Source organism: Anabaena sp. FACHB-83 (assembly GCF_014697485.1).
Taxonomy (GTDB): Bacteria; Cyanobacteriota; Cyanobacteriia; order Cyanobacteriales; family Nostocaceae; genus Nostoc_B.
Map to the genome: position 1 here is coordinate 129,936 of NZ_JACJRY010000015.1, position 19,042 is coordinate 148,977.

10 protein-coding genes and 1 pseudogene are annotated in these 19,042 nt (G+C 40.4%); 9 read left to right on the forward strand and 2 right to left on the reverse strand.

All coding sequences use genetic code 11. The features are described 5' to 3' along the window. Window positions 1–223 precede the first annotated feature (223 nt). From topA to H6G79_RS18920, 4 genes and pseudogenes are all read left to right on the forward strand, one after another. On the forward strand, window positions 224–2,389 hold the full coding sequence (topA, locus tag H6G79_RS18905) for a type I DNA topoisomerase (RefSeq protein WP_190592700.1): 2,166 nt from the start codon (window positions 224–226) through the stop codon (window positions 2,387–2,389). 142 nt (window positions 2,390–2,531) lie between these two features. Continuing rightward, window positions 2,532–8,339 (forward strand): ATP-binding sensor histidine kinase, encoded by a 5,808-nt coding sequence (locus tag H6G79_RS18910; protein WP_190592699.1) that lies wholly within the window; start codon window positions 2,532–2,534, stop codon window positions 8,337–8,339. A gap of 122 nt (window positions 8,340–8,461) precedes the next feature. Further along, window positions 8,462–9,640, forward strand: a complete 1,179-nt coding sequence (gene eis / locus H6G79_RS18915) for an enhanced intracellular survival protein Eis (RefSeq protein WP_190592698.1) — start codon at window positions 8,462–8,464, stop codon at window positions 9,638–9,640. A gap of 55 nt (window positions 9,641–9,695) precedes the next feature. Next, window positions 9,696–10,267, forward strand: a pseudogene (locus tag H6G79_RS18920) (Uma2 family endonuclease). 48 nt (window positions 10,268–10,315) lie between these two features. Here H6G79_RS18920 and H6G79_RS18925 read toward each other — a convergent pair. After that, window positions 10,316–10,876: a Uma2 family endonuclease gene (locus tag H6G79_RS18925; protein ID WP_190592697.1), complete on the reverse strand. Its 561-nt coding sequence runs from the start codon at window positions 10,874–10,876 to the stop codon at window positions 10,316–10,318. 240 nt (window positions 10,877–11,116) lie between these two features. Continuing rightward, window positions 11,117–11,989, reverse strand: a complete 873-nt coding sequence (gene aroF, locus H6G79_RS18930; RefSeq protein WP_190592696.1) for a 3-deoxy-7-phosphoheptulonate synthase — start codon at window positions 11,987–11,989, stop codon at window positions 11,117–11,119. Between the two features lie 631 nt (window positions 11,990–12,620). Here aroF and H6G79_RS18935 point away from each other — a divergent pair. The 5 genes from H6G79_RS18935 (at window position 12,621) to H6G79_RS18955 (ending at window position 19,029) form a co-directional block, all read left to right on the forward strand. Then, on the forward strand, window positions 12,621–13,115 hold the full coding sequence (locus tag H6G79_RS18935) for a hypothetical protein (protein WP_190592695.1): 495 nt from the start codon (window positions 12,621–12,623) through the stop codon (window positions 13,113–13,115). Between the two features lie 187 nt (window positions 13,116–13,302). Continuing rightward, window positions 13,303–14,055 (forward strand): pentapeptide repeat-containing protein, encoded by a 753-nt coding sequence (locus H6G79_RS18940; RefSeq protein WP_190592694.1) that lies wholly within the window; start codon window positions 13,303–13,305, stop codon window positions 14,053–14,055. Window positions 14,056–14,068: 13 nt separating this feature from the next. Continuing rightward, window positions 14,069–15,802 carry a hypothetical protein gene (locus H6G79_RS18945; protein WP_190592693.1) on the forward strand — a complete coding sequence of 578 codons (1,734 nt, stop codon included), beginning with the start codon at window positions 14,069–14,071 and terminating at the stop codon, window positions 15,800–15,802. Between the two features lie 436 nt (window positions 15,803–16,238). After that, the gene (locus tag H6G79_RS18950) at window positions 16,239–18,044 is read left to right on the forward strand and encodes a sensor histidine kinase (RefSeq protein WP_190592692.1); all 1,806 of its coding nucleotides are present in this window, start codon (window positions 16,239–16,241) and stop codon (window positions 18,042–18,044) included. Window positions 18,045–18,204: 160 nt separating this feature from the next. Beyond that, entirely contained in the window at window positions 18,205–19,029 is an 825-nt protein-coding gene (locus H6G79_RS18955; RefSeq protein WP_190592691.1) for an SDR family oxidoreductase, read from the forward strand. Window positions 19,030–19,042 lie beyond the last annotated feature (13 nt).

The following is a 19,042-nucleotide window of genomic DNA, read 5'->3' on the forward strand; positions in this document are numbered from 1 at the left end:
GAGGCGCGGAGGGGAGAAGGAGTTTAATTTTATTGCATTTTTTTAAGTAAGGCGTGCTGATTGATAGTTCCGCAATCAAATCGTATTACTATATCAAAAACTAGAATCTCTGTTATAGCAGTCGAAGCATAGTTTAGGACTATGTTTGTGTCTGAAACTCTTGAAAATACTTAGTTATTACTCAGCACTCAGCACTCAGCACTTTGCAGTATCAAAAGCATCTATGCCGAAACGCCTTCTAGTTGTTGAATCTCCTGGGAAAGTCAAAAAGCTCAGTCAGATTTTGGGTTCTGATTGGATTGTGCGAGCTAGTTGTGGTCACATCCGCGAACTGAGTGATACGGGGGAAGATTCTTTGGGTTTCGTCATTGATGATGGTAGTGTCAAGTGCAACTATGTACCCCGTGACCAACGCTCTAAAGAAACTATCCAGCAGCTAAAGGCAGTTAGTAAGCAAGTTGATGAAGTTGTTCTCGCCACAGACCCAGATAGGGAAGGTGAAACAATTGCTTGGCATTTAAAAGAAGTGCTGGGACTGCGAGAACCGAAACGAGTTATTTATAGTGAAATTACCGCATCGGCGGTACGAAGTGCGATCGCAAATCCTCGCAAGCTAGACTCTAACTTAGTCGGCGCTGGACTTTGCCGCGATTGTCTCGATAAGCTGGTTGGTTATAAAGGTAGTCCCTTAGTTTGGGCATTAAATAATGGTGCGAAGAGTGTCGGCAGAGTTCAAAGTGCGACTTTACATCTAATATGTCAGCGAGAACGAGAGATAGTCACCTTTGTACCCCAAGATTATTGGAGTGTGTGGGTAGACTACGCTGAAGGATTCCGGGCTTTTTACAAAGGTACAACCAATTCTCTCAGCGATGCGCCAGAACCAGAAACGGAAACCCACGACGATGCAGCAGGTAATAACACCCAAGCGCCAGAGTCAAAGCGGGTTCTTTCGGAAGCAGAAGCGATATGTTTAGTTGAAGAAGCACGTCAGCATCCCCATCAAGTCGTTCATGTTGAAGGTAAAACCGTTTATCGTCAACCACCGCCACCATTTATTACTTCCACGCTGCAACAAGCAGCCGGTTCTAAGCTGAAATTAGCTCCCGACAAAACGATGGTTTTAGCCCAAAAGCTGTATGAAGCTGGGTTAATTACATACATGCGGACAGATTCAGTAATGTTAAGTCCTGAGTTCTGCGCGGCGGCTCGTAAGTGGTTGGAAGAACATGATCCGCAGAATGTACCACAGCAGCTTGCCAAACATCGCAGCGCCAAAACAGCCCAAGAAGCTCATGAAGCGATTCGCCCTACCGATGTGTTTCGTCCATCAGTCCAGCTACGTCAAGAATTACCGCCTGAAGAATTTGACTTGTATGTGATGATTTGGAAAAGAGCGATCGCTTCTCAATGTAAATCTGCTCAACTCCGCAAAACTCAGATTATCACGCAGTCTAATTCGGTGTTATGGCAAGCTAGAGGCCAAGTAATCGAATTTTACGGTTACGCTCGCTATTGGAATAACCTCAGCAAAGATTCCGTGTTACCGCTTGTGCAGCAGGGACAAGGATTAACTCTAGAAAATGCCAATTTCGAGAAAAAACAAACTCAGCCGCCACCACGTTACAGTGAACCGAAATTAGTACAACTGATGGAGCGTAAAGGTATTGGTCGTCCTAGTACATTCGCTCCCACAGTTGCAACCTTAAAGAAGCGGGGTTATGTGCAGTTAACTAAGGGAAATTTGCAACCGACAACGCTAGGGCTAGAAGTTGATGATTTTTTACAGAAAGCTTTGCCAGATTTACTAGAAGCAGAGTTCACAGCCAAAATGGAAAGCGCCCTTGATGCGATCGCAGAAGGTAAACAAGGCTGGCAGCAATACTTAACAACTTGGAATAAAAATTACTTCGTCCCAGCCTTAGCAAAAGCCAAAACTGTTGCTGTAAGTCCTTCAAATACGAAAAATTCAGTAGCTGAACGCAAATATGATACTTCTAAAACTCGCTGCCCTGAATGTAATAATTTTCTCGCTAAAATTCCCAGCAACAAAGTTAAGAAAAAATATTTCCTCAAATGCACTAATGGCTGTGCAAATATAGTCCTATTTTGGAGTGACTTCAGCCAGTCTTGGCAACCACCACGCACCCAAGAAACCAAGCCAGAAAATCACTCCCAAACGCCTGCGAAATTAAGCTCATATCCCTGTCCAGTTTGCAAGAAACCACTGGAAGAATATAGCTACACCAAAGACGGACAAAACAAAACTATGCTGCGTTGTTCTGCTGCATCTCGTCAAGATAAAAAGCATAAAGATGTGGCTTTTTTTAGTACCGCTAAAGGTTGGTGGAGTCCGAAGTTTGGCGAGTTGAATCCAGTAGGGCAATGAGTCAGGTTGTCTGTTAAGAATGAGTGTAAGGGCTGTGGATCGGGGATAGATGTAGCTTAAATGACACAAAAAACAAACTAACACACAAATTTTTTGAAAAATCTGGGAATACTAAGAAGAAATTCTTCAACTTGAACGCAGTATGATTAGCACTCAAGTCAGTATTCCTGGGTATGTAGTCGGCGAAAAACTCTATGATGGTTCGAGAACTGTAGTTTACCGAGCAGTTCGAGAAACTGACAATTTACCTGTAGTCATCAAACTGCTGAAAAATCCTTATCCTAGTTTTGGAGAACTTGTACAATTCCGCAATCAGTATACTATTGCTAAAAATCTCAACCATCCCGGAATCATCCAAACCTATAACCTGAAATCGTTCCAAAATGGCTATATTTTAGTGATGGAAGATTTTGGGGGAGTTTCCCTCAAGGATTATTTTGTTAAGAATTGTGTAGCGTCGCTGGGTGAGTTTTTGCAAGTGGCAATCGCACTCTGTAACACCTTAGATGTACTCTACCACGAGCGGATTATTCATAAAGATATTAAACCCAGCAATATCTTAATTAACCCGGAAACTAAACAAGTTAAATTAATCGACTTTAGTATTGCATCTTTACTACCCAGAGAAACTCAAACCCTAGTTAATCCCAATGTTTTAGAAGGAACTTTAGCCTATATATCTCCCGAACAAACCGGGAGAATGAATCGCCCAATTGACTATCGCACAGATTTTTATTCCCTGGGTGTAACTTTTTATGAATTACTCACAGACAAGTTACCATTCCAGTCTGATGATGCGATGGATTTAGTACATTCTCATATTGCGAAAGCACCAAAATTAGTACATGAAATTCATCCACAAATTCCAGATGTACTATCACAAATAGTTGGCAAATTGATGGCGAAAAATGCTGAAGACCGCTATCAAAGTGCATTGGGGTTGAGATTTGATTTAGAAAATTGTTTACATCAACTAAAAGAAATTGGTGAAATTCATAACTTTAAAATTGCTAGTAGGGATGTGTGCGATCGCTTCATTCTTCCTGATAAGCTTTATGGCAGAGAAGCCCAAGTAGAAACCCTACTGCAAGCCTTTAATCGCGTCAGTCAGGGTGCATCAGAAATAATGTTGGTGGCAGGTTTTTCGGGTATTGGTAAAACAGCCGTAGTTAATGAAGTACATAAACCAATAGTTAAACAGCGCGGCTATTTCATCAAAGGTAAGTTTGACCAGTTTAATCGTAATATTCCCTTCTCTGCATTTGTGCAAGCGTTCCGTAATTTGATGGGACAATTGCTGTGTGAATCCAATCACCAACTCGCCCAATGGCAAGCCAAGATTCTGAATGCTGTCGGGGAGAGTGGACAAGTCTTAATTGAGGTGATTCCTGAACTAGAGCAGGTAATTGGAAAACAACCTCCGGTGCTTGAACTTGAAGGTAGTGCGGCTCAAAATCGATTTAATCTGCTGTTCCAAAAGTTCGTTGCCGTCTTTACCAAGGTCGATCACCCATTAACAATCTTTTTAGACGATTTGCAGTGGGCGGATTTAGCTTCGCTGCAATTGCTGAAACTATTAATGCAGGACAATGGCCATCTGTTGGTGTTGGGAGCCTATCGGGATAATGAAGTATCGCCTGCTCACCCGTTTATTTTGACGGTAGAAGACCTCAAAAAATCTCAGGCGATCGTCCAGACCATGACCCTGGCTCCCCTGACATTTGACAGCACCAACCACCTCGTTGCCGATACGCTCAATTGTGCGCCACAACTGGCGCAACCCCTGACCAAATTCATCGATCGCAAGACAAAGGGAAATCCCTTCTTCACCACCCAGTTTCTCAAGGCGTTATATGAAGAGGGCTACATCACGTTTAACAGCGATCGCCATTATTGGGAATGCGATATTGCCCAAGTTGAGGCACTGACAATCGCAGATGATGTGGTGGAGTTTATGGCGCTGCAATTGCAGAAATTACCCACCGAAACCCAACAAGTGCTGAAGTTAGCAGCTTGTATTGGTAACTCGTTTGACTTGGCAACGTTGGCGATCGTCTCGGAGCAGTCGTCTACAGACATCGCAAAAGTCCTGTGGAAAGCCTTGCAGGAAGGCTTAATTTTACCAACCAGCCAAATTTATAAGTTCTTTCAGTTAGGGGAATCAGAACAGACTCGCACACAGAATAATATCAATCCCACCTATCGGTTTCTGCACGATCGCATTCAGCAAGCTGCCTACTCGCTCATTGCCGAAGAACATCGACAGGCGACCCATCTGCACATCGGTCAACTTTTGTTAAGCAAAACAACCGCCCGTGAGCGGGAAGAACAACTGTTTGAAATTGTTAATCATTTAAATATTGGACATTCTCTCCTGACCACACCGCAGGAACGGGAAGAATTAGCAGAATTAAACTTGCTGGCAGGACGGAAAGCCAAAACCTCGACAGCATATAGTGCAGCAGTAAACTATCTCGCCACTGGCATTTCCCTGTTGCCCAACGATGCTTGGGAGAATCGCTACAATCTCACCTTAGCAATCCATACTGCACTGGCAGAAGCCGCTTATCTCAACACTGATTTTGAGCAGATGGAGCATTGGGCAAACCTCGTCTTGCAGCACGCCCGCACTTTGCTGGATACCGTTCCAGTCCAGCAAACCCGTCTGCTGGGGGCTAAAGCCCAGGGGCCGCTTCTTGAGTCACTCCAGATTGGCTTGCAGGTTTTAAAGTCCCTCGGCGTGGAATTTCCTGAGCAACCGACCCCCGCAGAGATTGGACAGGCATTTGGTACTACTGGTCAATTATGGCAAGGGCGATCGCCCCTGAGTTTGCTTGATTTACCAGCCATGAGCGATCCCAATCACTTAGCTGCAATGGAAATTATGACCGTTTTAGTGCCATCTTCCTTTCGGGCGATGCCTGCTCTCTTGCCACTGCTAATTTGCAAGCAAGTGGAATTATCAATTCAATCTGGTAATAGTCCTATTTCGCCCTGCTCCTACGGTGACTATGGATTGATGCTCTGTAGTGTTATGGGCGATCTAGAATCGGGTTATGCCTTTGGTCAACTGGCATTGGGTGTCATGGAAAAGTTTCAGGCAAAAGCCTGCAAAAGCCGGGCTGTCTATATCGTTAATTTTTTCATTAGCCATTGGCAGGAACCGTTGCACAACCTCCTCCAGCCCTTGCGAGAGGCATATCAGAGCGGTCTGGAAACAGGCGATCTGGAATGTATTGCCTTCAATGCCCATGCCTACTGTTACTACTCCTATTTTGCTGGGAAGGAATTAACGAGTCTGGCAAACGAGATGGCAGCCTATCATCAGGTTGTTTATCCCCTCAAGCAGGTGGTGGTTATCAAATATTTGGAAATGGCTCAACAGGTAGTACTCAACCTCCTTGGACACACAGAAGCTCCCTGGCAGTTATCTGGTTCTGCTTATAGCGAAAATTCCCTATCTCTCCAAACATCCAACCCAGACCAAGTTGAATGCTTCCACTTTTATCTCAATCAAACCTTTCTCTTCTACCTGTTTGAGCAATACGAGCAGGCAGCGCAAACATCTGTCTTGGTAGAAGAGTATATGGGTGGTGGGTTAGCAACTTTCTCGTTAGTCCTCTATTCCTTTTACGATGCCTTGTTGCAACTGGCGCAATATCAGCAGTCTACCCCAGCAGAGCAATCGCAAATTCTGACCCGTGTGCAGCAGCAGCAGGATAAACTGCAACGATGGGCAACTCTGGCTCCATTCAACCATCAACACCGATGGGACTTGATCGAGGCCGATCGCCATCGGGTTTTAGGGCAACGGACTGAAGCCATCGAACACTACGATCGCGCCATTGCAGGAGCGAAAACCTACGAATATATCCAAGATGAAGCCTTAGCAAATGAACTCGCTGCTAAATTTTACCTGGAATGGGGTAAAGAAAAAATTGCCCAAACATATATGCAAGAAGCATACTACTGTTACGCTCGTTGGGGAGCAAAAGCCAAAACCGATCACTTAGAAAAACACTATCCCCAATTACTCCAATTGATTCTGCAACAGCGAACAATTAATCTCAATCCTTTAGAAACTATCGCCACAATTTCCCGTAATTCTACTTCTCGATCAACTCCTACTTCTAGCAGTGACAGCACCTGTATTTCAGATGTCCTAGATTTAACCTCTGCTCTCAAAGCTGCTCAAGCTATTTCTAGTTGTCTGAATTTAAATACACTCATCACTAGCCTCACTCGTATTATTGTTGAAAACTCTGGCGCGAAAAAAGCTGTACTACTGCTTCCTGAAGAAGATAATTGGCTAGTTCGAGCCACTACTTTAACTGAAAATCAAGAAATAAAAACTATTCTGGAGGCAAAATCACTAGAAAATTGTCCAGATATTCCCATCAAAATTATTCACTATGTCAAAAATACCCAACAAACAGTTGTGATCGACAATTGTCAAACAGATATTCCTGGTTTAATCGGGAAATATATGTTGTCACATCAACCCCGGAGTATATTATGTAGTCCGATTATTAACCAAGGTCATTTAGTGGGGATTATTTATCTAGAAAATAAATTGACAAGTGGTGTATTTACTGCCAAACGGTTACAAGTTATTAATTTACTTTGTACTCAAGCGGCAATATCTCTAGAAAATGCCCAACTATACACTAATTTACAAACAAGTGAAGCTCGGTTTTTACGACTTGCAGAAAATTTACCAGGGATGATTTATCAATTCCAGCTTTCTGTAGATGGTATCACTTCATTTAACTATGTAAGTTCTGGATGCTATGGAATTTATGAAGTTTTACCAGAGGCAGCAGTAGCAGATGCTAATAACTTAATTTCTTTGATCCATCCAGAGGAAATAAATTATTTTTATGAGTCTGTAGCCATCTCTGCACAAACCTTACAGCCTTGGCAATATCAAGGTAGAATTATTACATCTTCTGGTAAATTAAAATGGATTCAAGCTGTCTCTCGTCCTATCAAACAAGATGATGGAACAATTATTTGGGATGGCTTGGTATTAGATATCACTGAACGTAAACAAGCCGAAGCTGCTGTTAGGCAAAAATCTCAAGAATTAGAAAAAGCTTTACGAGATTTACAACAAGCACAATTACAAATTGTCCAAAGTGAAAAAATGTCTGCATTGGGTAATTTAGTCGCTGGCGTTGCCCATGAAATGAACAATCCTTTGGGCTTTATTTCAGCTACTCTCTTACAAGCTCAACCAACAATTTCTGATTTGAGTAAACACATTACACTATATCAAGAAGCACTGCCAAATCCCGGCGATGAAATTCAATCACATGCTGAAGAAATTGACTTAGATTATAGCTTGGAAGATTTGCCGAAGATGATGGATGCAATGGTCATGGCCTGCGATAGATTAAAAAATATCAGCACTTCTCTACGGACTTTTTCTCGCGCTGATAAAGACTATAAAGTGCCATTTAATATTCATGAAGGCATTGATAGCACCATATTAATTCTCAAACATCGTCTCAAAGCGAATGAACAACGTCCAGCAATTGAAGTTGTCACTAACTACGGTAATTTACCTCAAGTTCAATGTTTTCCAGGGCAATTAAATCAGGTATTTATGAATATTATTGCCAATGCTATTGATGCTTTAGAAGAATCTAATCATGGGCGTAGTTTTGCGGAAATCAGCACCAATCCTAACATAATTACTCTTACAACATTTATTGCAGATAATTATGTCCACATCTCAATTGCTGATAACGCAAACGGTATGAGTGAAGCAGTGAAACAAAAAATCTTTGACCATTTATTTACTACAAAAGCTGTGGGTCAAGGTACAGGTTTAGGTTTAGCTATAGCCAGACAAATTGTCGAGGAAATCCACAATGGAAAGTTGAGTTGTCATTCTGTTGTCGGTCAAGGTACTGAGTTTGTGATTGAAATTCCAGCATCAGTTTGAAAATTTCATATCCCCTAAACTCTTTTATTTTCCCTGGTGTCAATTACGCTATATCCACTTTTGTATTATGTTGTCTAATTTTGTAGTATATTAGGAACTTGTTGCTAATTGTGGTGGAAGTGATGACACCTTTATTGGAATACAAGACCCTTGTGAATGTGGAAGACGTAAAACATTTGGCTTTGGTTGTGGAACAAGCCTTTGTTGCGTCTGCTAGTGAGAGTGAAAGTTTCTTGAAATCGATTGGGTATGAGAACTTCCGGGTGATTTGTCGAGAAGGGAAAGTGGCTGGCGGATTAGCGACTTTACCGATGGGGATGTGGTTGGAGGGTAAATCTGTACCGATGGTGGGGATTGCTGGTGTGGGAATTGCGCCAGAATATCGCGGTGGTGGAGTTGCGATCGCACTTATCCAAAATATGCTGCAAGAACTTTATGCAAAAGAAATCCCCATTTCCGTTCTTTATCCCGCGACACAACAACTTTACCGCAAAGCCGGATATGAACAAGCTGGTAACTATTGCAGTTGGGAAATTTCCACTCAAGATATCCGCTTACACAAGTCACCTTTAGCTTTACAACCAATTGCAAACCTGAATTGTGAAATCTTGCGTCAACTATATCAACAACAGGCACAACTAATTCATGGTTATTTAGACCGACATTCCAGTATTTGGCAAAGGTTAACTCAATCAGAAGAAAAAGAAACTGTTTATGGTTATTTAATGGGCAACCAAGACCAACCCGAAGGCTACATTATCTTGAGTCAGCATTCTCAGGCAAATCAGACAGTGATTAAAATTCGAGATTGGGTAGTTTTGAGTCATGCTGCGGCACAAACTTTCTGGTCTTTTTTGGCTAACCATCGTTCTACAATCAAAAAAGTCACTTGGCAAAGTTCGGTGATTGATTTTCTGACATTAGTATTACCAGAACAAACTGCCAAAATTAAACATCAAAATCGTTGGATGTTGCGGATTGTAGATGTATACAAAGCATTACAATTACGTGGTTATAAATTAGGAGTAGAAACCGAATTACATTTAGCAGTTAAAGATGATTTATTAACGGCTAATAATGATAAATTTATTCTTTCTATTGCTAATGGCAAAGGTGAAGTTAAGCAAGGTGGTAAAGGAGAATTACAGATAGATATTCAAGGATTAGCTTCTTTGTATACGGGTTTATTTAACCCTCATACTTTAAAATTAGCAGGAAAATTAGAAGCTCCAGACACAGCACTATTAGCAGCGACAGAAATTTTTACTAGTTCTGAGCCGTGGATGGCTGATTTCTTTTAAAAATTCCAAACTGTTCTGTGACAAAATAGTTTTATTATCCTGGAGACGATGCACTATGGTTTCCACAATCAAGCGCCGTTACACTTTGGATGAATATCGCGCCATTGAAGAAAAAGCCGAAGGACGCAGTGAATATCGAGATGGCGAAATTTTCCCCATGCCAGGAGGAACGCTCAAACACAGCCGCATAGGTCGAAACATTTTGACTTATATTAGCTTTTGCTGCGCGATACTTCATTTGAGCCAATTAACAGCGATTTACGCCTATGGATTCCTGAATATCGGCGGGGTGTATATCCAGATGTGATGGTTTTTGATGGCGAACCACAAGTAAATGAAGGACGCTTAGATGAAGTATTGAATCCTACAGTAATTGTTGAATTATTATCGCCTAGAACCGCAGATTATGACCGACAACATAAGTTTCGGATGTATCGGTCTATTCCTAGTTTTAGTGAATATTTATTAATTGAACAGGATGAGCCTTTTGTTGAGAAATATACCAAGCAAACTCAAGGTTGGTTGCTGAGTGATTTTAAAGGTTTAGAGGGTTCGATTGCTTTGGAATCTGTTGGTGTTGATTTACCAATAGCGGAAATTTATCGCGGCGTTGTATTTGAAATTTAGGTGAAAAACTTGCTGTTCTTGTCATATCTACAAAAGATTGCGATCGCCCTACAATAACCAAGCAAATAAATCTCTCACAGTAAGTTGAAGTTCACTCATAAAAGATGGTACAGAAATAAGTGCATCTGGCTCATCAAATACGGTAGTTTCTTGTTTGGGTTGATAAACAAAGACAGTTTGCTCATCTGGGTCAATTAACCAACCCATTTGAGTTCCATATTTTAAGCTATGAAGAATATTTTTTGTGACTTTCGTTTGATTCTGATCAGGAGATAAAATTTCAATTGTCCAGTCTGGAGGCAGAGCAAAAGTATTAGCTATTTCTCCATTTTCATCACGAGGAATTCTATCCCAAGTAAAAACTACAATATCAGGTACAATTGAACGTCCGCCAAATGTACAACGCAATTCAGGAAAGGCACGAGCAATGCGTTTTGGCTTGACTATATTATTGATGGCAGGGACAAATTCTCCTTGAATTGCGCTGTGTTTACCCTGTGGCATTGGTTTTTGGATAATTTGACCGTCAATATATTCTAAGCTCGGTTTAGTTTCTGGTAGTTTGAGAAATTCCTCTAACGTGATGGGTTGAGTAGGAGTTTTTACCATTGAGACTTCCTCGCATAATTACGAATAATTTATCTCACGCAGAGGCGCATACTTCGACTTACCTCGACTTCTCCTGACGGAGACGCTACGCGAACGCTCGGTACAAGTCGCTCAGTAACCAGAGGCGTGGAGAGGATGAGGAGTTAAACTCTTACTTCTCCGTGTCCTCCCGAAGTTTGCTCAACGCGGGGAACCCGCGCACGCAACTTCTCTCTGTATCTCTGTGGTTCGTTGAAAATCCTAAGCCGCGTAACAAATAGGGGTAGGTTTTAAACCCACCCCTGTGTTCTCTGATACTCTGCGCCCAACGGCTGCTGCTACGGGCTTTAAAACATCAACTAAGTTCACCATATCTTCTAAAGACAGTGCTTGACGGGCATCGGAAACGGATTTTTCTGGTTCTGGGTGACACTCAATAATTAACCCATCTGCGCCACAAGCTACAGCAGCCTTGGCGACAGGTGCGACTAGTTCGCGTTTACCGACGGCATGGGAAGGATCTACAATCACAGGTAAGTGAGTGATTTGTTTGAGGGCGGCGACTGCGCCTAAATCTAAGACGTTGCGGGTGTAATTGTCGAAACTGCGAATACCACGTTCGCACAGCACGACATTTGGGTTTCCATGACTGAGGATGTATTCAGCAGCCATAACGAATTCTTCTATGGTGGCGGCTAAACCACGCTTGAGCAAGATTGGTTTGTCAACTTGTCCCAAGGCTTTGAGTAAGTCGAAGTTTTGCATGTTGCGGCTACCAATTTGCAGCATATCAGCATAGGCGGCGACAGTTTCAATTTGGGAAATTGCCATTACTTCTGTAACTACTGGCATATTGTAGAGCGATCGCACTCTCGCTAAAACTTCTAATCCTGCTTCAGCCATACCTTGGAAAGCATAAGGCGAGGTGCGGGGTTTGTAAACACCACCCCGTAAGGCTTGTACGGGTGCAGATGATAGCTTTTGAGCAACTGTTTCCATTTGTTCTAAGCTTTCCACTGTACAAGGGCCGCCAATAATCACTAATTCTTCACCACCGAAGGCGACTGTCTCGGAAAGTTTCACAATTGTTTGGTGGTTGGGATGAGATTGGGAGGCTAGTTTGGCGTTAATCATGGTTTGATTCTCTGAAAATTATGAAGTCTGAAGTCTGAAATTAAAAAAGCCCGGAAACTGAGTGTTCCGGGCGCGTTCTGGCTCATTGGCATGACGCTATTTACCCGGAGTTTGCTCTAGGCCAAAAGTAAAAGCTGTAAAACCAGTTTGTGAAATTAGTCGTCATGTTCAATACTTCGAGAAAAATAGGTGACAGGTGACAGTTGGTTTTTTCATTTGTGCTGTCTGTACAGATACTCCTAAAAACAAAAAAACCGCAGAACTGACTTCTGCGGTTCATCGGGCGGTTTCCAATCGGAAACATGACTCACTCCCGGTGAACCGCCTTACGCCAAAAATAAAAGTAGTAATTGCTGCTGAACATATACGCTGGCATGAGATACAAAATTGAATATAAAGCTTCCTTGAGCTTCAAGATAACAAAAGCGATCGCTCACGTCAAGCACCACAGGACATCAAAAAGCGATAGACTCATTACAACTCTGGGAATGGAGGCTTGTGGCTAGTTGATAACTGAAACAAGGGCTTTTAGGACATTCAAATGAGGCGAAGCCGTTCTCGCCAACCCTAAACAGCTTGGTTATTCAACTAGCACCAACATATATACTTTTGCGAAAAACTCAGTTTGATTATGCCCAGTTCCAAAATCTTCAGCAAATCTTTTGACACCCATGAAGCTTACCCTTGTCCAGTTTGTCGAGTCGGTAAAATATCACAAATGCCGTTAATGGAGACTATGGCTTGTGATTTTTGTCAAGAGATTTTTACTGTGAATATAGAGCAACAACAAATCAAAATGCCTTCGCGGCAACCGCCTTTGGTTTGGCGATGGAATGGCTTTAGCTGGACAGAAGCGCAGTTAGAAGGTGTGGAGTTGGGTTGGGGTTACGGATTTGCTGCGATCGCTTTTGTATTTTTCCCTACAACTTTAATTGGCATTGTGGCTTTTTATTTTCCCCCATCGCTGGATTCTCCCCTAACTTGGATACCATACATCTGGACTATATTAACTTTTTTGTCACATTTATCAATCATTTTGTGGATTATTGTTGAGGTTTATCAAATTCCTGTTGCGGCATATTTCAGAGCTATAAATCGGTGGCGAAATGGAGAAATAGGAAGATGACGGTGATACAGATAAAAAGGGACAATAACTACTGACTCATAATTACTGGATGGTACAAACCCCAGATTTATCTGTAAAATCATTCGCAAATCCAACATCATCCTTTCTCAATATATCCGTGGGGTTAATCACCAGTCTAAATTCTCAAATCTAAAATTGTCTGACAATCGACTATCAACAACATCCTATGAACGAGTTGGAGCGGTATTATCGAATATTAGAATTAGAGCCTGGTGCAACACTTGACGAAGTTAACCAGGCTTATAAAGATTTAGTCTTTGTCTGGCATCCTGACCGCCTTCCCAAAGATAATATCCGCTTGCAACAAAAAGCTCAAGAAAAGCTCAAAGCCATTAATGAAGCGCGGGATAAATTGCGTTCTTTTAACGGTCATTCGACCAATGGTAAGCATCATACTGCTACACACCATCCATCACCCCAACCAAATGGGAAGCATTATGCTGCATCACCATATCAGTCGCCTCAACCGAATGGTAAGTATGATAATGCGTCACACTATCAGTCGCCCCAGCCAAAAAGACCGTCACCAACTCCCAATCACACACCAAACCAAAATCCAGATTTGAGTGGTAAAGATTTCAGTCGGGCTAATTTAAGTAACAAAGATTTATCTGGAAGAAACTTAAGTTATGCCAATTTAACGGGTGCAGACCTCAGCGATACTTTTATGCACAAAGTAATTTTGCGGGGGGCAAATTTATCAGAAGCCAATTTATTTAGAGCAAACCTACTTCTAGCCGATCTCAGAGAAGCCAATTTACGTAACGCTAACTTAATTGGTGCAGACTTGAGTGGTGCTGATTTGCGGGGGGCTGACTTGACTGGGGCAAAAATTCGTTCTGGCGATCGCTTGTTAGTGAAGTTGATTGGTGCTAATTTAGCAGGGGCGATTATGCCCGATGGTCACACTCATAGTTAACTAGTTCTGCTCCGTGCTAATTACACAATTACAAAATATTTTCACAACACCCATTAGCCAAAACAGTAATCAAAATCAATCCCGATGGATTGTCATTTTTTGGTATAGCTTAAGTCTAGCTTTTGCTATTATTTATATTCTGCTGGGAGTGCGACAAGCTTTCAGCAGTAAATATATAGTCAGCGACGATGCACGAGAATATATTTCTTGGATATATCGTTACTTTAACTCAGATTTATTTTCTGAGGATTTAATTGCTGATTATTTTCAATCAATCACCCCAATTGGATATGGGCTGCTTTATAAAATAGTTGTCGCTTTAAATATCGATCCAGTTTTTTTTAGCAAAATTTTCCCGATATTTCTAGGCATAATTACAACTAGTTATTGCTTTCTCGTTTGTCTGCAAATATTTCCCATACCAATGACGGGATTTATTGCATCATTATTATTAAATCAAAGTCTCTGCTTACATGATGACTTATTTTCTGGAACTCCCAGAGATTTTATTTATCCTTTGTTTTTGGCATTTTTATATTATTTCATTAGGTTTTCTAAGTTGGGTATATTAATTGCGATCGCCCTGCAAGCTTTAATTTACCCTATCATAGCTTTTATCGATTTATTAATTGTATTTTTGACCTTATTTGACTGGCGAAACAAGCAGATAAATGTCTCTCGTAACCGCCAATCTTTTATATTATTTTTAGCAGCTACTCTAGTTGTCGGCATCACAATTTTACCTTATACTATTCAATCATCAAAATTTGCCCCAGTAATTACTGCTGCTGTTGCCAGAACCATGCCAGACTACTGGGATGGAGGCAGAGTCAGCTTTTTTAGTCATAATATTATTAGTTACTGGTTTGACGGTCGAGATAGCGGTTTTTTCGCTTTAATTGCACCTCCACAATTGTTACTCGGCTTATTATTACCAATCATCCTCAAATTCAAGTCTCACTTTCCCCTATCTCAGCAAATCCAAACAAAAATCAAAATCTTACCAAGGGTAGTAATAGCTAGTTTAATCATGTTTTTTACTGCTCATTTAATTGCTTTTAAACTGCACTGGCCTAGCCGCTATACCCATCATACTTTTAAGATGGTATTTGCTTTAGCCGCCGCAATTTTTATCACCTTAATTTTAGATGCTGTATGGCAATGGTTGAGACAAAGAGGCGGAAAGAATTTAATTTTGAGTACCATAGCAATTTTGTTTATAGGGCTGATTTCTTACCCTAGTAGCTTGAAAGTTTTTCCTAAAACCCCTTATGTAGAAGCTAAAGTTCCAGAATTATATAATTTCTTGCAAAAGCAACCACAAAATATTGTCATAGCCTCTACATCTGAAGAAGCAGATAGTATACCTATCTTTGCTCAAAGAAAAATTTTAGTAGGCAAAGAATATGCTTTACCAATACATACCAAATATTACGCTCAGTTTCACAGGCGGATGCTTGATTTAATTGCTGCCCAATATAGTGAAGATATTAACCAAATTAACAACTTTATTCAAAAATATCACATAAGTTTTTGGCTATTAGAGCGTTCAGCGTTTGTCCCAGAATATATAGCTAAAAATTCTTGGTTACAACAATATCAGCCAGCAGCAGAACAGGCGATCGCCAAGTTAAATAAGACTCAGCCTATCTTAGCAACATTGATCAATTCTTGTACAGTTTTTGCAGCAGATAATTTAGTTCTTCTCAACACTTCATGTATAGAAGCAACACAGCCAAAAAAGTAAGAGAATAGAGTAGGGATATGTTACTAAGTAGAAGGACTAAATTAAACCTAACTTAAGTTTACCGGGTTTCGACACTTTGACAGGCTCAGTGCATCGCTGCGCTCGACCATCGTCTTCTCAAGGATTTTAGAAATAGTATTTCTACTCCCTACTCCCTACTCCCAGCCCAAATTACTATCTTTGATTGCAACTTGGGATAAATCTCTAAAATGGAAATCTCTCAACTTATGCTAACCGACACCATCAAATTGAAATTTGTAGATAAAAATTACGTATTTTAACGAATTACAAATTGAGATTTATCACAGAAAATGTAGCAATCAATACTTTTGTTACATCTCCTGCATTTTTCCGGCTGACATTAATTAGCTGAGTATGGCTGACACTAAAGATTTAAGTTAGGCTAAAGCCATTTGTGTGGGGATAACAAATATATATGCGCTCTACCAATGCTAAAAATACTTCTGTGAAAGATAATCAGACTATAACTTCCTCTACAAAAGAGTCTGTAACTCAATCGTCAAATCATCCCAGTTGGATTGTTGGCTTAGTTAACAACCTGAGTATCAGTCAAAAAATTGCTTGGGGTTATACTGTAGCTCTAGGTGCGGCTGTTGTTGGAACAGTCGCAGGATTTATGCTAGGTGATTACTATCAGCAACAAGCAATCATCGAAAAACAAGAAAAGTGGCAAGAAATTCAGTTAATTCGTAGTCTTAACTCTGTTTTATTAGAATTACAAGCTCATCAAGGTAAAATCGTAGTTTTTACAGATTTAAAACATTGGCAAGACGAACGCATTCATCTTATCCAGCACTCTGCCGAACTTCAAAAACTGTGGGCAGAACTAACAAATTACGTTAATCAACATCCTAATAAAAAAATATCAAACTTCTTACAAAATTATCAAAATATTCCCACAGTATATAGTCAACAAATAATAGCTATCTTAAATCAAAATTATCCATCTAATTTACAGGCTGAAAATATAGCCAATATAAAAGAAAAACTATTAATATTTTCCCAGAGTGAGATATATTTTAGATTACACGATACTACAGATGCTTTGGAAGAATTACTCGAAACTTCTGAGGGGACTTTTCAACGCAAAGAAGTGGCGGTACTAGCTACAGAAAAAGTCCGAGACAGAATTATTATTATTAGTATGCTGTCATCGGTGGCGATCGCTATTATACTAGCCCACTACACCAGCCGAGCGATCGCACGTCCACTCAAAGCCGTTCACGATATTGCGCTGAAGGTAACTCAGGAATCTAACTTCAATTTACAAGCACCAGTCACCACAGCCGACGAAGTGGGGATGTTAGCCAACTCACTTAATCAACTCATTCAACGAGTTAATCAACTTTTAGCAGAACAGAAATCTGAAGCATCTCGACAATTAATTCAAAATGAGAAAATGTCGAGCCTTGGACAGATGTTAGCGGGAGTCGCCCACGAAATCAATAACCCCGTCAACTTTATTTATGGGAATCTTCAGCATACTAATGCTTACTTTCAAAATTTGTTAATGCTGCTAGAAGCCTACCAAGCCAAAATTCAAGATGATGAACTTGATGAGTTGGCTGAAGAAATTGACTTAGATTTTGTCAAACAAGACTTGCCAAAGTTATTACAATCTATGCAAGTGGGAGCTAACCGAGCTAAAGAAATTGTTTTAAGCTTGAAGAACTTCTCACGGTTAGATGAAAATGAATTTCATGCTGTAGATATTCACTCTTGTATAGAAAGTACATTATTGATTTTAAATAATCGTCTGAAAAAAAGAATTAATGTAGTGAAAAAATATGGCGAAATTCCCAATATACAAGGCTATGGCGGCGCATTATATCAAGTATTTATGAATATTTTATCTAATGCTATTGATGCTTTAGAAGAGTCCCATAATGAAGAGGAATATCAAGAAATTGTTATTTCTACGCAACAACTCAATGCGGATTTGATAGAAATCAAAATTACTGATAATGGTTCTGGTATTTCTCCAGAATATCAACAAAAAATATTTGAAACATTTTTTACTACTAAACCTATTGGAGTGGGAACAGGTTTAGGTTTGTCAATTAGCTATCAAATTATTGTCGAAAAACACAAAGGTCAACTAATTTGTGAATCTGAGTTTGGTGAAGGCACTACATTTGCGATCGTATTACCAATCAGACATTCAACTGATGATGATATCTCTTTAGAAGAGAGCGACTTAGCTCTAACAGTTAATGACTAGAACGTAGTTATCGCAATACCTGTTCACCAGGAATAGGTGTAATTTCTTCCTGTTCAATGGCTTGTAACCTTTTTTCAGCTTATTTTTAGTTTACTTATTTGGTATTGTAATTAAGAGTATCGCTTTAAATTAACATACTATCAAAAAATAAAATTTATCTATGAATGTTGCTATCATTGGTTGTGGTTATGTAGGTTGTGCAGTGGCTAAATATTGGCAGCAAAAGATGACTTTTATTGTTACCGCCACCACAACTACACCCGAACGCATCCCAGAACTTCAAACTGTAGCGCAAAAAGTTGTCATTGCTAAAGGAAACGACGCAGCCACAATGCAATCAGTTTTGCAAAATCAAGATGTAGTTTTGTTGAGTGTGGGGGCAAAAGGCGCAAATTTATATGAAGAAACTTATCTAGAAACTGCGAGAACTTTAGTGGAAATTTTGCCGAAACTACCTAATATTCGCCAAATTATCTACACGGGCAGTTATTCTGTTTATGGCGATCGCAATGGTGCTACAGTCGATGAAGATACCCCAGTCGAACCAACCCATGCTTCAGGTGTAATTCTGCGAGAAACAGAAAAAGTATTACTCTCAGCCGCCAGTGAGAAATTGCGCGTTTGTATTTTGCGCCTGGGTGGAATTTATGGCAATAATCGAGAACTGATTAAAATATTTAGTCGTGCATCTGGTACAACTCGCCCCGGAAATGGCAAAGATGTCACGAATTGGATTCATTTAGATGATATTGTCAGCGCCATTGAATTTGCCCGTCAACACCACTTAAATGGTATTTATAATTTGGTTGATGACGCACATTTAACCAGCCAAGAATTACTAGATACTTTATTTGCAAAGCACAATTTACCGACAGTGCAATGGGATAGTTCAAAACCGAGTAACCGCCCATATAATGCCAATGTATCGAATCAAAAAATCAAAGATGCGGGGTACAAACTGATTCATCCGCAAATGATTTTTTGAATTTCTGGTAGGT